Source organism: Zeimonas arvi (assembly GCF_008039575.1).
GTDB lineage: Bacteria > Pseudomonadota > Gammaproteobacteria > Burkholderiales > Burkholderiaceae_E > Zeimonas > Zeimonas arvi.
Genome location: NZ_VDUY01000003.1, coordinates 582,594 through 601,217 on the forward strand (window position 1 = coordinate 582,594; position 18,624 = coordinate 601,217).

General features: G+C 69.4%; 15 protein-coding genes and 2 rRNA genes. 10 read left to right on the plus strand and 7 right to left on the minus strand.

Going from position 1 to position 18,624, the window contains the following annotated elements; all coding sequences use genetic code 11:
- Positions 1 to 13 precede the first annotated feature (13 nt).
- Positions 14 to 1,141, minus strand: a complete 1,128-nt coding sequence (locus FHP08_RS10185) for an aminopeptidase (RefSeq protein ID WP_147704326.1) — start codon at positions 1,139 to 1,141, stop codon at positions 14 to 16.
- Positions 1,141 to 3,213 (minus strand): molybdopterin-containing oxidoreductase family protein, encoded by a 2,073-nt coding sequence (locus tag FHP08_RS10190; RefSeq protein WP_147704327.1) that lies wholly within the window; start codon positions 3,211 to 3,213, stop codon positions 1,141 to 1,143. The genes FHP08_RS10185 and FHP08_RS10190 overlap by 1 nt, the downstream gene beginning before the upstream one ends.
- A gap of 116 nt (positions 3,214 to 3,329) precedes the next feature.
- On the opposite strand from FHP08_RS10190, the gene FHP08_RS10195 reads away from it, so the two are divergent.
- Genes FHP08_RS10195 through FHP08_RS10225 form a run of 7 tightly spaced genes read left to right on the plus strand, consistent with a single transcriptional unit; the run spans position 3,330 to position 11,465 of the window.
- Positions 3,330 to 4,520 (plus strand): M20 aminoacylase family protein, encoded by a 1,191-nt coding sequence (locus tag FHP08_RS10195; RefSeq protein WP_147704328.1) that lies wholly within the window; start codon positions 3,330 to 3,332, stop codon positions 4,518 to 4,520.
- Positions 4,521 to 4,572: 52 nt separating this feature from the next.
- On the plus strand, positions 4,573 to 5,556 hold the full coding sequence (locus tag FHP08_RS10200; protein ID WP_147704329.1) for an ABC transporter permease: 984 nt from the start codon (positions 4,573 to 4,575) through the stop codon (positions 5,554 to 5,556).
- A 16-nt stretch (positions 5,557 to 5,572) separates the two neighbouring features.
- Positions 5,573 to 6,835 (plus strand): M20 aminoacylase family protein, encoded by a 1,263-nt coding sequence (locus FHP08_RS10205; protein ID WP_147704330.1) that lies wholly within the window; start codon positions 5,573 to 5,575, stop codon positions 6,833 to 6,835.
- Positions 6,836 to 6,887: 52 nt separating this feature from the next.
- Complete coding sequence (locus tag FHP08_RS10210; RefSeq protein ID WP_147704331.1) at positions 6,888 to 8,474, plus strand: ABC transporter substrate-binding protein; 1,587 nt, start codon at positions 6,888 to 6,890, stop codon at positions 8,472 to 8,474.
- Entirely contained in the window at positions 8,471 to 9,400 is a 930-nt protein-coding gene (locus FHP08_RS10215; protein WP_147704378.1) for an ABC transporter permease, read from the plus strand. The genes FHP08_RS10210 and FHP08_RS10215 overlap by 4 nt, the downstream gene beginning before the upstream one ends.
- Positions 9,397 to 10,380, plus strand: coding sequence for an ABC transporter ATP-binding protein (locus FHP08_RS10220; RefSeq protein WP_147704332.1), 984 nt, complete (start codon positions 9,397 to 9,399; stop codon positions 10,378 to 10,380). Before FHP08_RS10215 ends, FHP08_RS10220 begins: the two co-directional genes overlap by 4 nt.
- Entirely contained in the window at positions 10,377 to 11,465 is a 1,089-nt protein-coding gene (locus tag FHP08_RS10225) for an ABC transporter ATP-binding protein (RefSeq protein WP_147704333.1), read from the plus strand. Before FHP08_RS10220 ends, FHP08_RS10225 begins: the two co-directional genes overlap by 4 nt.
- A 22-nt stretch (positions 11,466 to 11,487) precedes the next feature.
- Here the strand turns inward: FHP08_RS10225 and FHP08_RS10230 are convergent, their stop codons facing one another.
- Positions 11,488 to 12,474 (minus strand): LD-carboxypeptidase, encoded by a 987-nt coding sequence (locus FHP08_RS10230; protein WP_147704334.1) that lies wholly within the window; start codon positions 12,472 to 12,474, stop codon positions 11,488 to 11,490.
- Positions 12,471 to 12,974, minus strand: coding sequence for a winged helix-turn-helix transcriptional regulator (locus FHP08_RS10235; RefSeq protein ID WP_147704335.1), 504 nt, complete (start codon positions 12,972 to 12,974; stop codon positions 12,471 to 12,473). The genes FHP08_RS10230 and FHP08_RS10235 overlap by 4 nt, the downstream gene beginning before the upstream one ends.
- 163 nt (positions 12,975 to 13,137) lie before the next feature.
- Between FHP08_RS10235 and FHP08_RS10240 the strand changes: the two genes are divergently transcribed.
- Positions 13,138 to 14,442, plus strand: coding sequence for a D-amino acid dehydrogenase (locus FHP08_RS10240; protein WP_147704336.1), 1,305 nt, complete (start codon positions 13,138 to 13,140; stop codon positions 14,440 to 14,442).
- Positions 14,443 to 14,496: 54 nt separating this feature from the next.
- On the opposite strand, the gene FHP08_RS10245 is transcribed toward FHP08_RS10240, so the two are convergent.
- The gene (locus tag FHP08_RS10245) at positions 14,497 to 16,614 is read right to left on the minus strand and encodes an acetoacetate--CoA ligase (RefSeq protein ID WP_147704337.1); all 2,118 of its coding nucleotides are present in this window, start codon (positions 16,612 to 16,614) and stop codon (positions 14,497 to 14,499) included.
- A gap of 197 nt (positions 16,615 to 16,811) precedes the next feature.
- Between FHP08_RS10245 and FHP08_RS18435 the strand changes: the two genes are divergently transcribed.
- Together FHP08_RS18435 and FHP08_RS10250 are read left to right on the plus strand one after the other, a co-directional pair.
- On the plus strand, positions 16,812 to 16,970 hold the full coding sequence (locus FHP08_RS18435; protein WP_187272245.1) for a hypothetical protein: 159 nt from the start codon (positions 16,812 to 16,814) through the stop codon (positions 16,968 to 16,970).
- A 27-nt stretch (positions 16,971 to 16,997) separates the two neighbouring features.
- On the plus strand, positions 16,998 to 18,047 hold the full coding sequence (locus FHP08_RS10250; RefSeq protein ID WP_147704338.1) for a LysR family transcriptional regulator: 1,050 nt from the start codon (positions 16,998 to 17,000) through the stop codon (positions 18,045 to 18,047).
- Between the two features lie 122 nt (positions 18,048 to 18,169).
- Here FHP08_RS10250 and rrf read toward each other — a convergent pair.
- Both rrf and FHP08_RS10260 read right to left on the minus strand, forming a co-directional pair.
- Positions 18,170 to 18,283: ribosomal RNA gene (rrf, locus tag FHP08_RS10255) — 5S ribosomal RNA — on the minus strand.
- A 225-nt stretch (positions 18,284 to 18,508) separates the two neighbouring features.
- Positions 18,509 to 18,624: ribosomal RNA gene (locus tag FHP08_RS10260) — 23S ribosomal RNA — on the minus strand; the annotation flags it as partial.

Here is an 18,624-nt window from a genome sequence, read left to right on the forward strand (position 1 = left end):
TTCGTCTCCATTCTCATCTTGCCGATCGGGTCGGGGTTCTCGAGGCAATCTTACCGGGCCCGGGGCCCTCCTGCCCGGCCAGCCCCGCGAGCGTCTCCATGCGCTCGGCCGCCGGCAGCCGCGCGAGCGCCTCGGCGGCCTGGTGGAAGCGGCCCAGGTCGCCGGCCTCGCGCGCGAGCAGCGCCTCGAAAGCCGGCACGAGGTCGTTGTAGGCGGCCACCGAGGCCAGGTGCGCGGTAGTGAGTCGCTGGCCGAACCAGCGGTCATAGCCGGCGAAGCCGCCCCAGCGCTCGCGCAGCACTGCGTAGTCGGCCTGCAGCGCGGCAAAGATCGCATCGCGGCCCGCGAGCTTCCCGGCGTCGGCAAGCTCGCTCGCGAACAGGCGCTCGAGCGACTCGCGATGGCGCCGCAGCAGGGAGAGGAAGTCGGCGCGGCGCGCGGAATGCTCGCGCCAGGCATCCCGCAGCCGCGGGTCGCCGCCGCTCGCGATGCGCGCGTCCAGCCAGCGCTCCAGGCCGGCGCGCTCGACCGCGGTGGCATAGGACTCGTTGAACGTGGAGTCGCCCTTGAGGTAGACCCGCTGGTGGGCGAGCTCGTGGAAGACCAGCCGCGCCAGCTCGACCTCGTGCCGGTTCACGATGGTGCTGAGCAGCGGATCGGCGAACCAGCCCAGCGTGGAATAGGCGGGCACGCCCGACACGAAGGCCTCGAAGCCCTCGTCGCGCATGCGCTGGGCGAAGCGCTCGGCGTCGTCGCGCGAGAAGTATCCCCGGTAACCCACGCAACCGGCCACCGGGAAGCAGGACTGGCGCAACTTCAGCGACAACGGAGGCGCGGCGAACACGTTCCAGACCACGAAGGGCCGGTCGATGGCCGTGTAGCGGGTGTAGCTGTCGTTGTCGGGCAGGGCCAGCTCGCGCGAGGCGAAGTCGCGGATCTCGAGCGCGCGTTGCAACCGCTCGCGCAACTGCGGCTCGGTGGCCGGATCGGCGATCAGGGCCGAGACCGGCTCGGCCCGCCGGATCAGGTCGAGGTGGCCGGCAGCGGACTGCCACCAGTAGGCCGGGCCATCGGTCCAGGCGGCGCAGCCGGAAAGCGACGCAAGGCCCAGCGCGGCCGCCAGCGTCAGGCCCGCTCGCATCACGGCGCCGGGCGCAGCTCGACCAGGCAGTCGTAGAAGGTCGGGCCGCGCCCCAGGTCGGTGAGCGCCTGGCTGGTGACCGCGTTCACGTTGCGCCCGCCCTGGGTGAGCTTGTGCCACCAGATGCCCCAGGCCACCGGCACGCCGGGGCGCGCGCGGTCGCTGACACTGGCCCGTGCCAGGAAACGACCGCGATCGTTGAACACCTCGACCATGTCGCCGTGGGTCACGCCGCGCGCGGCGGCGTCGTCGGGGTGGATCTCGACGGCCGGCTCCTTCGCCTGGGCCTGCAGCCCGGGGATGTTGACGAAGGTCGAGTTCAGGAAGGTGCGCGCCGGCGGCGAGATCAGCGCCAGCGGGTAGCGCGCGGCCAGCCCGGGGTTGGAGATCGCCGACTCCCAGGGCGGCACCCAGTCGGGCAGCGGGTCGAGCCCCTGGTCGGCCAGCCGCTGGCTGTAGAACTCGCAACGCCCCGACGGCGAGGGGAAACCGCCTTGCGCGAAGGGCGCGTCGGCGTGGCGCATCTTGGCCCAGCCCTCGCGCCGGAGCTGCTCGAGCGAAACGCCGCCGGCCTGCGGCGCGTCCCAGTCCATGGCGTCGCGCACGATGTCCTCGTCGCTGGCGCGCAGCGCCGGCTCGTCGAAGCCCATTCGCGCGGCCAGCTCGCGGAACACGTCGGCGTTGGGTCGCGCCTGCCCGAGCGGCGCGATCGCCGGATTGTTGGCCAGCACGTACCAGTGGCCGTAGGTCTTGTGGACGTCGAAGTGCTCGAGCTGGGTGGTGGCCGGCAGCAGCCAGTCGGCGTAGTCGGCGGTGTCGGTCTGGAAGTGCTCGAGCACCACGGTGAACAGATCCTCGCGCGCGAAGCCGGCGATCACCTTGTCGGACTCGGGCGCCACCGCCACCGGGTTGGAGTTGTAGACGATCACCGCCTCGACGGGCGGGTCGGCCTCGAGCAGCGCGTCGCCGATCTGCACCATGTTGATGGTGCGCGGCGGCTTGCCGGGCCAGCCGGGCATCAGCTCGGGCCGCACCTGCTTCGACGGCGTGACCGGCACCATGTGGCTGGCGCTCAGCAGCATGCCGCCGGCCGGGTCGCGCCAGGCGCCGGTGAGCGCCGGCAGCGAGGCGATCGCGCGCACCCCGTTGGCGCCGCCGTGGGTGCGCTGCATCCCGTAGTTCAGGCGGATGGCGGCCGGCCGCAGGGTGGCGTAGTCGCGCGCCAGGCCGATCACCTCGTCGGCGGTGATGCCGCAGATCTGCGCGACCCGCTCCGGCGGGTACTGCGCGGCCCGCTCGGCCAGCGCCTCGAAGCCCAGCGTGCAGCGCTCGATGTAATCCCGGTCGAGCCGATCCTCGGCGATCAGCACGTTCATCATGCCAAGCGCCAGCGCCGCGTCGGTGCCGGGCATCAACGCGACGTGCTGGTGGCACTTCAGCGCGGTGTCGCTGCGGTAGGGGTCGATCGCCACCAGCTTGGCGCCGCGACGCTTGGCCTGCTGCGCGAAGGTCCAGAAATGCAGGTTCGAGGTGATCGAGTTCGACCCCCAGATCAGGATCAGGCCCGAATCGGCGAAGCGCTCGACGTCCATGCCGACCGCACCGCCCAGCGTGTACTGCAGTCCGGTCATGCCGGGCGACGAGCAGATGGTCCGGTCCAGCTGCGAGGCGCCCAGCCGGTGGAAGAAGCGGCTGGCCATGCCCTCGCCCTGCACCCAGCCCATGGTGCCGGCGTAGCTGTAGGGCAGGATGCGCTGCGGGTCGCGGGCGGCGATCGCCTTCAGCCGGGCGGTGATGTCGGCCAGGGCCTCGTCCCAGGTGGCGGGCTCGAAGCGCCCCTCGCCCTTGCGGCCGACCCGCCGCATCGGGGTCAGGATGCGGTCCGGCGAGTAGGTGCGCTCGGGATAGCGGGACACCTTGGCGCACAGGGCGCCGTGCGTGCTGGGGTGGTCGGGATCGCCGGCCACCTTCACCGCCTTGCCGTCGCGCACGGTGACCAGCAGCGCGCAGGTGTCGGGGCAGTCGTGCGGGCAGGCGCCGCGGACGATGGTCTCGGTCGATGAAGTATCCATTCGATTCCCGCAGAAGGCGCCCGGCCGGCGCCCGATCGGCTAAATCTCAATGCTAAGCTAGCAAAACGCATTTTTCAGTCATATTTCGGTCGCCGACCGGGGATTTCACCCTAGCCATGCAGCTCGTCGAAGAGATCATCGCCCAACACGCCGAGATCCGCGCCCTGCGGCGCGACATCCATGCCCACCCCGAACTCAAGTTCGAGGAGTTCCGCACCGCCGACCTGGTCGCGGCCAGGCTCGAGGAATGGGGCATTCCCTGCGTGCGGGGCCTCGGCGGCACCGGCGTGGTCGGCATCGTCAAGGCCGGCAGCTCGGGCCGGGCCATCGGCCTGCGCGCCGACATGGACGCGCTGCCGATGACCGAGTTCAACAAGTTCCCGCACGCCTCGCGCAACGAAGGCAAGATGCACGCCTGCGGCCACGACGGCCACACCGCCATGCTCCTGGCCGCGGCCCGGCACTTCTCGAAGCACCGCAACTTCGACGGCACCGTCTACCTGATCTTCCAGCCGGCCGAGGAAGGCGGCGGCGGCGCCCGCGAGATGATCAAGGACGGCATCTTCGAGAAGTTCCCCATGGAGGCAGTGTTCGGCATGCACAACTGGCCGGGCCTGAAGGCCGGCCAGTTCGCGTTGAAATCGGGCCCGGTCATGGGCTCGTCCAACGAGTTCCGCATCCGCATCCACGGCAAGGGCGCGCACGCGGCCATGCCGCACACCGGCGTGGACCCGGTGCCGGTGGCCTGCCAGATGGTGCAGGGCTTCCAGACCATCATCACCCGGAACAAGCGCCCGGTCGAGGCGGCGGTGCTGTCGGTCACCATGATCCACGCCGGCGAGGCCACCAACGTGGTGCCCGATTTCGCCGAGATCCAGGGCACGCTGCGCACCTTCACCGTCGAGGCCATCGACCTGGTCGAGCGCCGCATGCAGGCCATCGCCGAGCACACCGCGGCCGCCTTCGACTGCACGGTCGAGTTCGAGTTCGTGCGCAACTACCCGCCCACCATCAACCACCCGGCGGAGACCGATTTCTGCCGCGAGGTCATGATCGACGTGGTCGGCGCCGACAACGTGCTCGAGTTCGAGCCCACGATGGGCTCCGAGGACTTCGCCTACTTCCTGCTCGAGAAGCCCGGCTGCTACGTGGTGATCGGCAACGGCGAAGGCGGCCACCGCGAGGCCGGCCACGGCATGGGGCCCTGCGTGCTGCACAACCCCAACTACGACTTCAACGACGACCTGATCCCCATCGGCGCCAGCTACTGGGTCAGGCTGGCCGAGCGCTGGCTGGCCGCCCGCTGAGCCGCCGCGGCAGGCTGGACGGCGCACTCACCGAAGAGGGATCCCGCACCCGATGCTCGCCTTCGTCGTCCGGCGGCTGCTCCAGGCCGTCGTGGTCATGCTGGTGGTCTCGTTCATCGCCTTCTCGCTGTTCCAGTACGTGGGCGACCCGGTACTGTCCATGGTCGGCCAGGACGCCACCCCCGCGGAGCGCGAGCAGCTGCGCAGCTCGCTCGGGCTCGACCAGCCCTTCTACGTGCAGTTCGGGCATTTCCTGGGCAATGCGGTGCAGGGCGAGTTCGGGCTGTCCTACCGGCAGGGCCGCAAGGTCTCCACGCTGATCGTGGAGCGCTTCCCGGCCACGCTGGAGCTGTCGCTGGCCGCCGGCCTGCTGGCGCTGCTGGTGGGCATCCCGCTGGGCGTGTACACCGCGCTGCGACGAAAGGGCTTCCTGTCCAACCTGTTCCTGGCGGTGTCGCTGATCGGTGTGTCGCTGCCCACCTTCCTGATCGGCATCTTCCTGATCCTGCTCTTCGCGGTGATCCTGGGCTGGCTCCCCTCCTACGGTCGCGGCGACACGGTGATGATCGGCTGGTGGTCCTCGGGCTTCTTCACCGCCAAGGGCCTGCAGCACCTGATCCTGCCGGCGATCACGCTGTGCCTGTTCCAGCTCACGCTGATCATGCGGCTGGTGCGCGCCGAGATGCTCGAGGTGCTGCGCACCGACTACATCAAGTTCGCGCGGGCGCGCGGACTGTCCGATCGCGCGGTGCACTTCGGCCACGCGCTGAAGAACACGCTGGTGCCGGTCATCACCATCACCGGCCTGCAGCTGGGCTCGATCATCGCCTTCGCGATCGTCACCGAGACCGTGTTCCAGTGGCCGGGCATGGGCCTGCTGTTCATCCAGGCGGTGCAGTCGGCCGACATCCCGGTGATGGCCGCCTACCTGTGCCTGATCGCACTGGTCTTCGTGATCATCAACCTGATCGTCGACCTGCTCTATTTCGCCGTCGACCCGCGGCTGCGGATGGACCGCGCCGCGGCGGCGCACTGAGGCCGCGCGCGCACCGATGAACGTCCGAGAGACCCTCGCCCCGCCCGCCGGCGGGCCCGGAGCCCAGGGAAGCTGGCTGGGCAACCACCCCGCGGTGGCCGCCATCCGCGCCTGGCAGCGGGAGCTGACCGTCATCCGGCGCGAGCTGCACGCCAATCCGGAACTGGGCTTCGAGGAGCACTTCACGTCCGAGGTGATCGCGCGGCAACTGGCGCGCTGGGGCGTGGACGAGGTCCACCGCGGCATCGGCCGCACCGGGGTGGTCGGCGTGATCCGCGGTCGCGACACGCACAGCGCGCGCACCGTGGGCCTGCGGGCCGACATCGACGCGCTGCCGATGCACGAGGACAACGACTTCGCGCACCGCTCGCGCAAGACCGGCTGCATGCACGGCTGCGGCCACGACGGCCACGCCACGATGCTGCTGGGCGCGGCCCGCTATCTCGCCAAGACCCGCGACTTCGACGGCACCGTGCACCTGATCTTCCAGCCGGGCGAAGAGGGCTTCGGCGGCGCGCAGGTCATGATCGACGACGGACTGTTCGAGCGTTTTCCCTGCGACACGGTCTACGCGATGCACAACTGGCCGGGGCTGCCCCCCGGCACCATCGCGGTGCGGCCCGGCCCGATGATGGCCGCCGCCGACCGGATCACGATCACCGTGGAGGGCCGTGGCGGCCACGGCGCGCACCCCTACCAGACCATCGACCCGGTCCTGGTGGCCGCGCACATCATCACCGCGGCGCAGTCCATCGTGTCGCGCAACGTGAAGCCGCTCGACTCGGCGGTGGTCAGCCTGTGCGCGATCGAGGCCGGCCACCTGGGCGCGATGAGCGTGATGCCGAGCACCGCGAAGATCGTCGGCACGGTGCGCACCTTCAAGCCCGAGACCCAGGACATGATCGAGGCCCGCCTGTCGGCGCTCGCCGCGTCGGTGGCCGCCGGCTTCGGCGCGCAGGCGCGGCTGGACTACGAGCGGATCTACCCGGCCACGATCAACAGCCGCGCCGAGGCACTGTTCGGCCAGCAGGTGGCCGAGGAACTGGTCGGCACGGACCACGTGGTCACCGACCTGGAGCCGAGCATGGGCGCCGAGGACTTTTCCTTCATGCTGCGCGTGCGGCCGGGCGCCTATTTCCGTATCGGCCAGGGGGGCGCCGAAGCGGGCCGGCTGCTGCACAATACCCGATACGACTTCAACGACGAGATCCTGCCGCTGGGCGCCGCGCTGTTCGCGCGGCTGGCCGAGCGCTCGATGCCGATCGGAGCGAATCGCTGACCGGCGAGCCAAGCGCGCGCCAAACCACCCTGGAAAGAGAGAGGAGACGACCATGCCCAAGAAACAATCGATGCTGCGCAAGAGCGCGCTGGCCTTCGCGATCACGATGGCGCTGGCAGGCGCGGCCGGCGCCAAGACCTTCCGGATCGCCGACCAGGGCGACGCCCTGTCGATGGATCCGCATTCGCTGAACGAGTCGCTGCAGCTCTCGTTCACCGGCAACATCTACGAGCCGCTGGTCGGCCGCGACAAGAAGCTCGGACTCGTGCCGGCGCTGGCCACCAAGTGGCAGCAGGTGAACCCGACCACCTGGCGCTTCGAGCTGCGCAAGGGCGTGCAGTTCCACGACGGCACGCCCTTCACCGCCGACGACGTGGTCTTCACCTTCGCGCGTGCCGCCGGCGAAGGCTCGGACATGCGCTCGTACACGAACACGATCGCCGAGGTGAAGAAGATCGACAGCCACACGATCGACATCATCACCAAGACGCCCTTCCCCATCATTCCGGACGTGATCTCGCTCGTGTACATCATGAGCAAGAAGTGGGCGGAGGAGAACAAGGCCGAACGCCCGGTCGACAAGCGCAAGGGGGTGGAGAACGCCGCCTCGTTCAAGGCCAACGGCACCGGCCCCTTCCGCCTGCGCTCGCGCGACCCCGGCGTGCGCACGGTGCTGGTGCGCAACCTGAACTACTGGGACAAGGTCGAGACCAACGTCGACGAGGTGGTCTTCACCCCCATCGGCAGCGACGCCACCCGGGTGGCCGCGCTGATCTCGGGCGAGATCGACATGATGCAGCCGGTGCCGGTGCAGGACATCGCCCGCCTGACGCGCGACCCGAACCTGAACGTGATGCAGGGCCCCGAGCTGCGCACGATCTTCCTGGGCATGGACCAGAAGCGCGACGAGCTGCTGTTCTCCAACGTGAAGGGCAAGAACCCGTTCAAGGACCAGCGGGTGCGCCAGGCCTTCTACCAGGCCATCGACATCGAGGCGATCAAGACCCGCATCATGCGCGGCGCCGCCACGCCCACCGCGCTGATGGTGGCGCCCGGCATCAAGGGCTTCGACCCGGCGCTGAACAAGCGCCTGCCCTACAGCGTGGACGCCGCCAGGAAGCTGATGGCCGACGCCGGCTACGCCAATGGCTTCGAAGTCAAGATGAACTGCCCGAACGACCGCTACGTGAACGACAGCGAGATCTGCCAGGCGGTGGCCGGCATGCTGGCCCGCATCAACGTGAAGGTGAACCTCGAGGCCGAGACCAAGGGCACCTACTTCCCGAAGATCCTGTCGCGCAACACCTCGTTCTACATGCTCGGCTGGACGCCGGGCACCTACGACTCGCACAACGCGCTGAACGCGCTGATGGCCACGCCGGGCGAAGGCGGCCAGGGCCAGTTCAACCTGGGCAGCTACAGCAACCCGAAGCTCGATGAGCTGACCGCGAAGATCGCGTCCGAGACCGACGAGGCCAAGCGCAACGCGATGATCGCCGAGGCCTTCAAGATCCATTCGGACGATGTCGGCCACCTGCCGCTGCACCAGCAGGCGCTGGCCTGGGCCGCCCGCAAGAACGTGTCGGTGGTCCAGCTGCCCGACAACTTCAACATGTTCAAGTGGGTCGTCATCAAGTGACGGCAGCGGCGCCTTCGGCGCTGCGCCGCTTCCTCGACGGCGACCTCTGGTACAGCTTCCGTACCAGCCCGGTCGCGGTCGGGGCGGCGATCGTCGCGGCGATCATGATCGTCGGGGCGCTGTTCGCGCCGTGGCTGGCGCCGCACCAGCCTTTCGACCTGGCGTCGCTGTCGCTGATGGACTCGCTGCTGCCCCCGGCCTGGCTGGAGGCGGGGCAGCTGCGCTACTTCCTCGGCACCGACGACCAGGGCCGCGACGTGCTTTCCACCATCCTGTACGGCTCGCGCATTTCGCTGCTGGTGGGCCTGGCTTCGGTGGCGGTGGCCATGGTGCTGGGCGTGGGCCTGGGGCTGCTCTCCGGCTACGTGGGCGGCCGGGTCGACGCCTTCATCATGCGGGTCGCCGACGTGCAGCTGTCTTTTCCGGCCATCCTGATCGCGCTGCTGATCGACGGCTCGGCCCGCGCGCTGCTGCCACGCGACGCGCACAGCGACTGGCTCGCGATCGGCGTGCTGGTCGGCTCGATCGGCCTGGCCAACTGGGTGCAGTACGCGCGCACGGTGCGCGGCTCCACGCTGGTCGAGCAGGGCAAGGAATACGTGCAGGCCGCGCGGGTCATCGGCGTGAAGCCCTGGCGGATCATGATCCGCCACGTGCTGCCCAACGTGCTCGGGCCGGTGCTGGTCATCGCCACGATCAACGTCGCGCAGGCGATCATCACCGAGGCCACGCTGTCCTTCCTGGGCGTGGGCGTGCCGCCGACATCGCCCTCGCTGGGCACGATGATCAACAACGGCAACAACTTCCTCTTCTCCGGCGAGTGGTGGCTGGTGATGTTCCCCGGCCTGGCGCTGGTGCTGCTGTGCATGTCGGTCAACCTGCTCGGCGACTGGCTGCGCGACGCCCTGAACCCGAAGCTGCGATGACGGCTCTTCTCGACGTCCGCAAGCTGCGCGTGGAGTTCCCCACCCGTCGCGGCACCCTGCTCGCGCTCGACGACATCTCGTTCTCGATCGCGCCCGGCGAGGTCCTGGGCGTGGTCGGCGAGTCGGGGGCCGGCAAGTCGCTGACCGGCGCAGCGATCATCGGCCTGCTGGAGCCGCCCGGCCGCATCGCCGGCGGCGAGGTCCTGCTGTCGGGGCGCCGCATCGACAATCTTTCTCCGGCCGAGATGCGCAAGGTGCGGGGCCGCGAGATCGGCGCCATCTTCCAGGATCCGCTCACCTCGCTGAACCCGCTCTACACGGTGGGCCGGCAGCTGGTCGAGACGATCCAGACCCATCTGCCGCTCACCGCCGCCCAGGCGCGCGCCCGCGCCATCGACCTGCTGAAGTCCACCGGCATTCCGGCGGCCGAAGCGCGGATCGACCACTATCCGCACCAGTTCTCGGGCGGCATGCGCCAGCGGGTGGTAATCGCGCTGGCGCTGGCCGCCGAGCCCAAGCTGGTGGTGGCCGACGAGCCGACCACCGCGCTCGATGTGTCGATCCAGGCTCAGATCATCACGCTGCTCAAGTCGCTGTGCCGCGAGCACGGCACCGCGGTGATGCTGGTCACCCACGACATGGGCGTGATCGCCGAGACCGCGGACCGGGTGGCGGTCATGTACGCCGGCCGGATCGCCGAGATCGGCCCGGTGGCCGACGTGATCCATCGGCCGAAGCATCCCTACACGATCGGCCTGATGGGCTCGATCCCGTCGATCGGCGAGGACAAGGCGCGGCTCGCGCAGATCGACGGCGCGATGCCGCGACTGAACGCGATTCCGCCGGGCTGCGCCTTCAATCCGCGCTGCGAGCGGGTCATGCCGGTCTGCCGAGAGCGGCGGCCCGAGCTGATCGACACCGGCAGCTCGCGCGCGGCGTGCTGGCTGCACGAGGCCACCGTCATGAGCACGGCACGATGAACACGATCGAGAAACTTGCGGAGCGGAGCCGGGCGGCAGCCGGCGCCACGCCGTCCGGCCAGGAACCTGCCCGCGCGCCCGAGTCGCTCGTAGAGCGCCCGCTGGTCGAGGTCGACGGCATCGCCAAGGTCTTCGACGTGTCGGCGCCGTGGCTGAACCGGGTGCTCGAACGCAAGCCCAGGCTCTTGCTGCACGCGGTGGACGGCGTGTCCTTCACGATCCGGCGCGGCGAGACCCTGGCGCTGGTCGGCGAGTCCGGTTGCGGCAAGTCCACCGTGGCCCGGATGCTGGTCGGGCTCTACAAGCCCTCGCGCGGCAGCGTGAAGATCGACGGCCACGACCTGTCGGAGTTGTCGGGCCCCTCCGGGCAGGCCCTGCGCCGGCGTATCCAGATGATCTTCCAGGATCCCTACGCCAGCCTGAATCCGCGCTGGAAGGTGTCGGAGATCATCGCCGAACCCATCCGCGTGCACCGGCTGCTCGACGACGAGGCCGCGATCGACGCCCGGGTCGGCGAGCTGCTTCGGCACGTCGGCCTGTCGCCGACCGACGCCGCGCGCTTTCCGCACCAGTTCTCGGGCGGGCAACGGCAGCGCATCTCCATCGCCCGGGCGCTGGCCTCGCAGCCCGAGTTCCTGGTCTGCGACGAGCCAACCTCGGCGCTCGACGTGTCGGTGCAGGCGCAGGTGCTCAACCTGATGCGCGAGCTGCAGCGGCAGGACCAGCTCACGTACCTCTTCATCTCGCACAACCTGGCAGTGGTGCACCACGTGGCCGACCGGGTCGGCGTGATGTACCTGGGCCGCATCGTGGAGCTCGCGCCCAAGCGCACGCTGTTCGAGGCGCCGCGGCATCCCTACACCCGGATGCTGCTCGACGCGATCCCCGACATCGGCATGACCGGCCGCGCCCGCACGCCGGTGGCCGGCGAGGTGCCCAATCCGCTGAGTCCGCCGCCGGGCTGCACCTTCCATCCGCGCTGTCCGCATGCGAACGCGCGCTGCCGCAGCGAGCAGCCGCTGCTGCGCGCCACCCCCGACGGCGGCCAGGCGGCCTGCCATGCGGTGGAGGAAGGGCGGATCTGAGACGCTCGCGCCGTGGCGCCGCTCAGGCGGCCGACAGCCTGAACGCGGCCGCGCCCACGTCCCCCGACATGCGCTCGAGCCGGTAACGCAGCCCCACCCCGAGCACCGCGCGGCGCCGGACATGCCCGAAGGGCAGGCCCGGGACCACCGGGATGCCCAGCCGATCGGCCAGGTGCGCGCGCACCGTGGACAAGTCGAAGCCATTGTCGTGGGGGGCGGGTCTCCACTCGGTGAAGGCACCGAGCAGGATTGCCTTCTGGCGGCCCAGCACCCCGGCGTGCAGCAGCTGCAGCAGCATCCGCTCCACGCGATAGGGGTGCTCGGCAACGTCCTCGACGAACAGGATGCCGCCGTCGACGGCAGGCATCCAGGGCGTGCCGGCGAGGCTCGCGAGCATCGCCAGGTTGCCGCCCCAGAGCGTGCCCTCGATCGCGGCAGGCATCGCGGGCAGAACGAGGCCTGCCGCGCCGGGCCCCGCTGCGCCGAGGCCGTCACCGGCTCCGTCGCCGCCGTCCCCGGCGCGCGGGTCGGCCGCCCACTCGACCACCGGCGCCCGGCCCTGCAGCAGCTCGGCGAACTGCGCCAGCATGTACGGCTCCGGCTCGCCCGCGCCGAAGTCGCCGCACACCGCCGGCCCGGCCCAGCTCGCGGCGCCGGTTCCGGCCAGCAGCGCCAACTGGAACACGGTGAAGTCGCTGAAGCCGACCCAGCGCACGCCGCGGGCCACCGAGCGGGCCACCAGCGGCCAGTCGATCCGGTCGAGCAGGCGCGAGAGCCCGTAGCCGCCGCGCGCGATCATCACCAGGTCCACGTCGTCGGCGCGGGCAGCGTCGTGGACCTGCGCGAGCCGGGCATCGTCGGAACCCGCGAAGCGCAGCCAGGGGCTGCCCGGCACCCTGCTGCGCACCCGGCAGCCCAGCGCCTCGAGCCGCGCGACGCCCGCCCCGAAGCCCGCCGCCGACAACAGCGCGCCGGAGGGCGCGATCACGTCGATGCGGGGGGCGCTCACGAGTTCGCCCCCGGCTCCGGCAGGTGCAGCTCCAGGCTTTCCTTGATCTCTTCCATCACGATGTAGCTTCGGGATTCGCGCGCCCCGGGCAGGCCGAGCAGCATGTCGCCCAGCAGTTTACGGTAGGCCTCCATGCCGGGGATGCGCGCCTTGATCAGGTAGTCGAAATCACCCGACACCAGGTGGCATTCGAGCACCCAGGGCAGCTTGCGCACCTCGCGCCGGAACTCGTCGAAGATGGCGCCCGACTTGGCCGCCAGCCGGATCTCGACGAAGACCAGCAACTGCTGGCCCAGCGCGTGCGGATCGAGCCGGGCGTGATAGCCGGTGATGAAGCCGTCGCGCTCCAGCCGCCGCACGCGCTCGCTGCAGGGCGTGACCGACAGCCCGACCCTGTCCGCGAGCTCGGTCATCGACATCCGGCCGTCGGCCTGCAGATGGCGAAGGATGTTGCGATCGATCCGATCGAGGTCGCGCACGGCTTGCATCCGGGTACGCATGAAAATCTCCTGCCTGAAATCTGTCGACCAGAGAAATTCTAGTGCGCTCCAGAAATACGCGAACAAATCCTGCTGCGTCGACCGCAGAATCTTCGTTGATGCGGCGCCCTCCCCGACTTGCCCGGCGGGCCCGCGCAGGCAGCTCGAACCCACGGAGTCGGCAATGCAGGTGATGATCCTCGGCAGCGGCGTGATCGGCGTGACCACCGCCTGGTACCTGGCCAAGGCCGGGATGCAGGTGACCGTCGTCGACCGGCAGCCCGCGGCCGCGCTGGAGACCAGCTTCGCCAACGCCGGCCAGATCTCGCCCGGCTACTCGACCCCCTGGGCCGCGCCCGGCATTCCCGCGAAAGCCCTGCGCTGGCTTTTCGAGAAGCACGCGCCCCTGGCGCTGCGGCCCGACGGCTCGCTGTTCCAGCTGCAGTGGCTCGCGCAGATGCTGGCCAACTGCAGCGCCGAGCGCTACGCGGTGAACAAGGAACGCATGCTGCGGGTGGCCGAGTACAGCCGCGACTGCCTGCGCGCGCTGCGCGCGGAAACCGGCATCGCCTACGAAGGCCGGCAGCAGGGCACGCTGCAGGTGTTTCGCAAGGCCTCGCAGCTCGCGGCCGCGCAGCGCGACATCGAGGTGCTGAAGGAAGTGGGCGTGCCCTTCGAGCTGCTCGACGCCGACGGCATCGCCCGCGTCGAGCCCGCGCTCGGTCGGGTGCGCGGCAAGCTGGCCGGCGCGCTGCGCCTGCCCGGCGACGAGACCGGCGACTGCCAGCTCTTCACCACGCGGCTGGCCGAGATGTGCGAGGCGGCCGGCGTGCGCTTCGAGTACGGCCGGAACGTCGAATCGCTGGTCGGCGCCGGCGACCGGCTCGAGGGCGTGGTCGTGGACGGCGCGCTGCGCCGGGCCGATCAGTACGTGCTGGCGCTGGGCAGTTTCTCGCGCAGGCTCGCGCTCGGCCTGGGGCTGTCGCTGCCGGTGTATCCGCTCAAGGGCTACTCGCTGACCGTGCCCATCGTCGACGCCGCCCGCGCGCCGGTGTCCACCGTGATGGACGAGACCTACAAGATCGCGATCACCCGCTTCGACGACCGGATCCGCGTGGGCGGCATGGCCGAGGTCGCCGGCTACGACCTGGGCCTCAACCCGAAGCGGCGCGCCACGCTCGAGATGGTGGTCGGCGACCTGTTCGCAGGCGCCGGCGACCTGCCCGCCGCCAGCTTCTGGACCGGCCTGCGCCCGATGACGCCCGACGGCACGCCGATCGTCGGCCGGGCGCCCCAGCGCAACCTGTGGCTGAACACCGGCCACGGCACCCTGGGCTGGACCATGGCCTGCGGCTCGGGCAGCCTGCTGGCCGACCAGATCGCCGGCAAGCGGCCGGAGATCAGCCCGGAGGGGCTGGGACCCGAGCGCTACGGCCGCGGATCGCACGAAGCCGCGGGCCCGGCACTGCGCCCGCGGCCCGCGCATTGAGCGGGCGATGACCGACGCTCGCGTGCGAAGCGCGAGCCGCCGCGGAACCAGCCATCAGCCGGCGCGGGCCTGCCCGAATGCGACGAACCAGTCGATCGATCCTGGATTCGCCATCGAATCCCTGTTGACCGACCTCTCCACCGGCTGGCCGAGCAGGATCTTCTTGACCGGCACCTCGAGCTTCTTGCCCGACATCGTGCGCGGCACCTCGGGAATCGCGTAGACCTCGTTGGGCACGTGCCGGGCGGAGAGCTTGGTCCGGATCGCGTCGAGCAGGCGCTTGCGCAGATCGGCCGAGACGCCAGTATCGCGGCTGGCAGCGGTGGCGCCGTCCGGCGCCGGCCCCTTCGAACCGGGCCCGGCCACGCCGCTGCCGGGTTCGCGCAGCACCACGAACAGTGCCAGGAAGGACTCGCGCCCGAGGTACTCGAGGTCGATGACGATCGAGTCCGCGACCTCGTCGAACTCCTCGACCACCCGGTACAGCTCGCTGGTGCCCATCCGGATGCCGTGGCGGTTGATCGTGGAGTCGGAGCGGCCGAAGATCACACCGGTGACCGACTCGGGCCGCTCGAGCAGCTTCAGCCAGTCGCCGTGCCGCCAGACGTTGGGCGGCCCGGGGAAGGTGTCGAAGTAGCTCTCGAAATAGCGGCGGCCGTCATCGTCGCCCCAGAAGAACAGCGGCATCGAGGGCATCGGCTCGGTGCAGACCAGCTCGCCCACCTCTCCCAGCAGCGGCTTGCCGTCGTCGCTCCAGGCGTAGACGGCCGAGCCCAGGCAGCGGCACTGCATCTCGCCGGCATAGATCGGCAGCGTCGGGCAGGCGGTCAGGAAGGCCGTGCCCGGATCGGTGCCGCCCGAGATCGACGCGATCAGCAGGTCGTCGCCCACGTTCCGGTAGAGCCAGCGATAAGCGTCCTCGGTCAGCGGCGAGCCGGTGGAACCGATCGTGCGCAAGGCCGACAGGTCGAACTGCTCGCGCGGCTTCAGCCCTGCCTTCATGCACAGGCCGATGAAGGCCGGGCTGATCCCCATGAAGCTCAGCTTCTCGCGCGACGCGAGCCGCCACAGCGTGGTGGGGTCCGGATAGCCGGGGTTGCCGTCGAACTGCAGCATCGTGGCGCCGGTCATCAACGTGGACAACCAGAAGTTCCACATGATCCAGTTCGTCGACGTGAACCAGAAGAAGCGGTCGTCGGGGCCAATGTCGGTGTGAAGCGCGGCCGCCTTCAGCGATTCGATGACCGTGCCGCCATGCCCGTGCACGATCGGCTTCGGCATGCCGGTGGTGCCCGAGGAGTAGACGATCCACAGCGGATGCGAGAAGGGCACCGCTTCGAAGTGCGGCTCGCGCGGCTCGGCCACGATGTCGTCGTAGCGGCGCAGGCTCAACGTGCGCGGAGCGCCATCTTCGGCGGCAAGCGGCCCGAGATCGAGTTGTGCCTCGGGATCAAGGTAGGGCACGAAGACTACCGCTTCGACGCTGGGAAGCTGCGCCACCAGCTCGCGGACGATGTCGCGGCGGTCGAAGTCCTTGCCGCCGTAACGATAACCATCGACCGCGAAGAGCACCCTTGGCGCGATCTGGCGGAAACGGTCGAGCACGCTGACCGGACCCATCTCGGGCGAGGAACTCGACCAGACGCCGCCCAGGCTGATCGTGGCGAGCGCCGCCACCGCAGCCTGCGGAATGTTCGGCAGATAGGCCACGCAGCGCTCTCCGGGCCGGATCCCGAGTTCGCGCAGGGCTTCGGTCAGCGCGCCGACTTCGCCCGCCAGTCGCGCCCAGGTGATCTCGGTGCGCGGTCGCAGCTCCGACTCGAAGACGATCGCCACGCGCTCGGCGGCATCGGGGCTGCGGGCGGTGAGCAGCGCATGCTCGGCATAGTTCAGCGTGGCGCCCGGGAACCAGTCCGCGCCGGGCATCCTGCGCTCGGCCAGCACGCAGCGCGCCGGACTGTGCAGGATCATCCCGCTAAATTCGCGGATCGAGTCCCAAAAGGCCTCGATCTCGGTGACCGACCAGCGCCACAGCGACTCGTAATCGGGAAACTCGAGTCCACGCTCGATCTTCAGCCACTTCAGGTAACGGGTGATGCCGGCCTTGTCGATCCGGTCGGCCGTGGGCCGCCACAGCGGCGCCGGCGGGCTCATCGCCGCGGGTGCGGTCATCGCGAATGTCTCCTTCGGACTGCTGGCCTCGGTGAAAGCGCAGACTATAGCCGACCGGACAGGAAAGAGCCGATCGGACCGGACATGGCCGACCGGACCAGGCGACTCGCGCCGATTCCGGGCGCACAAAAAGAAAGCCCGAACCGTTTGAGGGGTCCGGGCTTAATCCACCAAGGAGGTGGAGGAGGAGACACTGGGTGAACGTCGGCTCGGCCGCCGTTCGAATTCCTGGGCTGCGCTTCGATCGGTCCGTGGGTCTGGCCGCTTCGGGGATCGAAATGCTGCGCTGCGGTATGACGCTATTATCGACATCTGGCGCCATATTTCCAATTGATGTTTTGCATGATATTCATTGACACTGTGAATATCCTGCTGGAATTACGATGAACTTCCGAACGCTCGACCTGAACCTGCTCCGGGTCTTCGACGAGATCATGGCGGAGCGCAACCTGACCCGCGCCGCCCACAAGCTCTCGATGACCCAGCCCGCGGTCAGCAACGCCTTGCGCCGCCTGCGCGACGCCCTGGACGACGAGCTGGTGGTCCGCGCCGGACACGGCGTCGAGCCCACGCCGGCGGCGCGCCAGTGGTGGCCCGCGGTGCGAGACGCCCTGGCGCAATTGCGAAGCACCTTCGCCCCCGGCGAGTTCGTGCCGGCGGAGTCCCGCGCCAGCTTCACCATTGCGATGGCAGACGCCACCGCCGCCCTGCTCGTGCCGTCGATGGTCTCCATCATCGAGAGCGAGGCGGCCGGCGTCTCCCTGCGTGTGCTCCCGCTCACGACACGCGACCCGCGCCAACTGCTCGAAACCCAGGACATCGATCTGGCCATTGGCTACTTTCCCGCCGCGATCGCCGCGATCGGCGCCGCCGAGGAGCACGAGGACACGGTCGGGTTGTTCGGCAACGAGCAGCTGTACAGCAGCGACTACATCTGCGTGATGCGGCGCAACCACCCTTTGGCCGCCGGCGAGCTCACGCTCGACGCCTATTGCGGCGCCCATCACCTGCTGGTCAGCTTCTCCGGCCGGCCCTTCGGTTTCATCGACGAGGCGCTCGCCGCACTCAATCGCCGTCGGCGCGTGCTGCTGACCGTCAATCAGTTCTTCACCGCCGGCATGGTGGTGGCCAACTCCAACCTCCTCACCGTGTTGCCCGCACATTTCCTGGCATCCACCGGCATGGGCTACGCCTTCGAGACTCGGCCGATGCCCTTCCAGCTCCCGAAGGTCAACGTCGACAGCATCTGGCATGGGCGCCGAGCCACCCGCCCCGGGCATGCCTGGCTGCGCGAAACCGTCCGACGCGCCGCGGCGCGCGGCACGACGCCCCCCTATGCAGCAGTCAAGCCCGGGACCGATGCCGGCGACGAACCGGCCTCCACGGTCGCACGGCGCGTCGAGACGTCAAAGCCGGCGAAGAGATCGAAGTAGCCCGCGTCTCCGGCGCCATCCGCCGGCCCCGGACCCGAGTCGCGCGAGCGAGGGCCGTTCGCGCGATCGCGCTGTTGAAACAAAAAAGCCACCCCGAGGGGTGGCTTTTTTGCGTTGAGAGTGCCTGACGATGTCCTACTTTCACGAGCGAGGTGCTCACTATCATCGGCGCTGCGGCGTTTCACGGTCCTGTTCGGGATGGGAAGGGGTGGTTCCACCGCGCTATGGTCATCAGGCATGGCTGGTTGCGCTCTCGTGGTCCGGTTGCCCGGGGCCACGCGAGTGCCAATTCGGAGAGAAGCTATCGAGACAGTCTTGCTGTCTGGGCCGCCTGCGTTTTGGGGCAGGCGGAGCGATCGTGGGTGACGATCGGCTTGATTTGCGTGCGGGTACACGCAAGAGAGTTGTGAGTTGCACCGAACAACGTTGCGGATCAAGCGCTGCTTGTCATGCAAAGTTATAGGGTCAAGCCTCACGGGCAATTAGTACTGGTTAGCTTAACGCATTACTGCGCTTCCACACCCAGCCTATCAACGTCCTGGTCTAGAACGACCCTTCAGGGGGATCGAGTCCCCAG

Bases quoted from the DNA above. Each gene is read 5' to 3' on its own strand.
- FHP08_RS10185 (WP_147704326.1), bottom strand. From the start codon at position 1,141: ATGCGAGCGGGCCTGACGCTGGCGGCCGCGCTGGGCCTTGCGTCGCTT.
- FHP08_RS10190 (WP_147704327.1), bottom strand. From the start codon at position 3,213: ATGGATACTTCATCGACCGAGACCATCGTCCGCGGCGCCTGCCCGCAC.
- FHP08_RS10195 (WP_147704328.1), top strand. From the start codon at position 3,330: ATGCAGCTCGTCGAAGAGATCATCGCCCAACACGCCGAGATCCGCGCC.
- FHP08_RS10200 (WP_147704329.1), top strand. From the start codon at position 4,573: ATGCTCGCCTTCGTCGTCCGGCGGCTGCTCCAGGCCGTCGTGGTCATG.
- FHP08_RS10205 (WP_147704330.1), top strand. From the start codon at position 5,573: ATGAACGTCCGAGAGACCCTCGCCCCGCCCGCCGGCGGGCCCGGAGCC.
- FHP08_RS10210 (WP_147704331.1), top strand. From the start codon at position 6,888: ATGCCCAAGAAACAATCGATGCTGCGCAAGAGCGCGCTGGCCTTCGCG.
- FHP08_RS10220 (WP_147704332.1), top strand. From the start codon at position 9,397: ATGACGGCTCTTCTCGACGTCCGCAAGCTGCGCGTGGAGTTCCCCACC.
- FHP08_RS10225 (WP_147704333.1), top strand. From the start codon at position 10,377: ATGAACACGATCGAGAAACTTGCGGAGCGGAGCCGGGCGGCAGCCGGC.
- FHP08_RS10235 (WP_147704335.1), bottom strand. From the start codon at position 12,974: ATGCGTACCCGGATGCAAGCCGTGCGCGACCTCGATCGGATCGATCGC.
- FHP08_RS10240 (WP_147704336.1), top strand. From the start codon at position 13,138: ATGCAGGTGATGATCCTCGGCAGCGGCGTGATCGGCGTGACCACCGCC.
- FHP08_RS10245 (WP_147704337.1), bottom strand. From the start codon at position 16,614: ATGACCGCACCCGCGGCGATGAGCCCGCCGGCGCCGCTGTGGCGGCCC.
- FHP08_RS10250 (WP_147704338.1), top strand. From the start codon at position 16,998: ATGAACTTCCGAACGCTCGACCTGAACCTGCTCCGGGTCTTCGACGAG.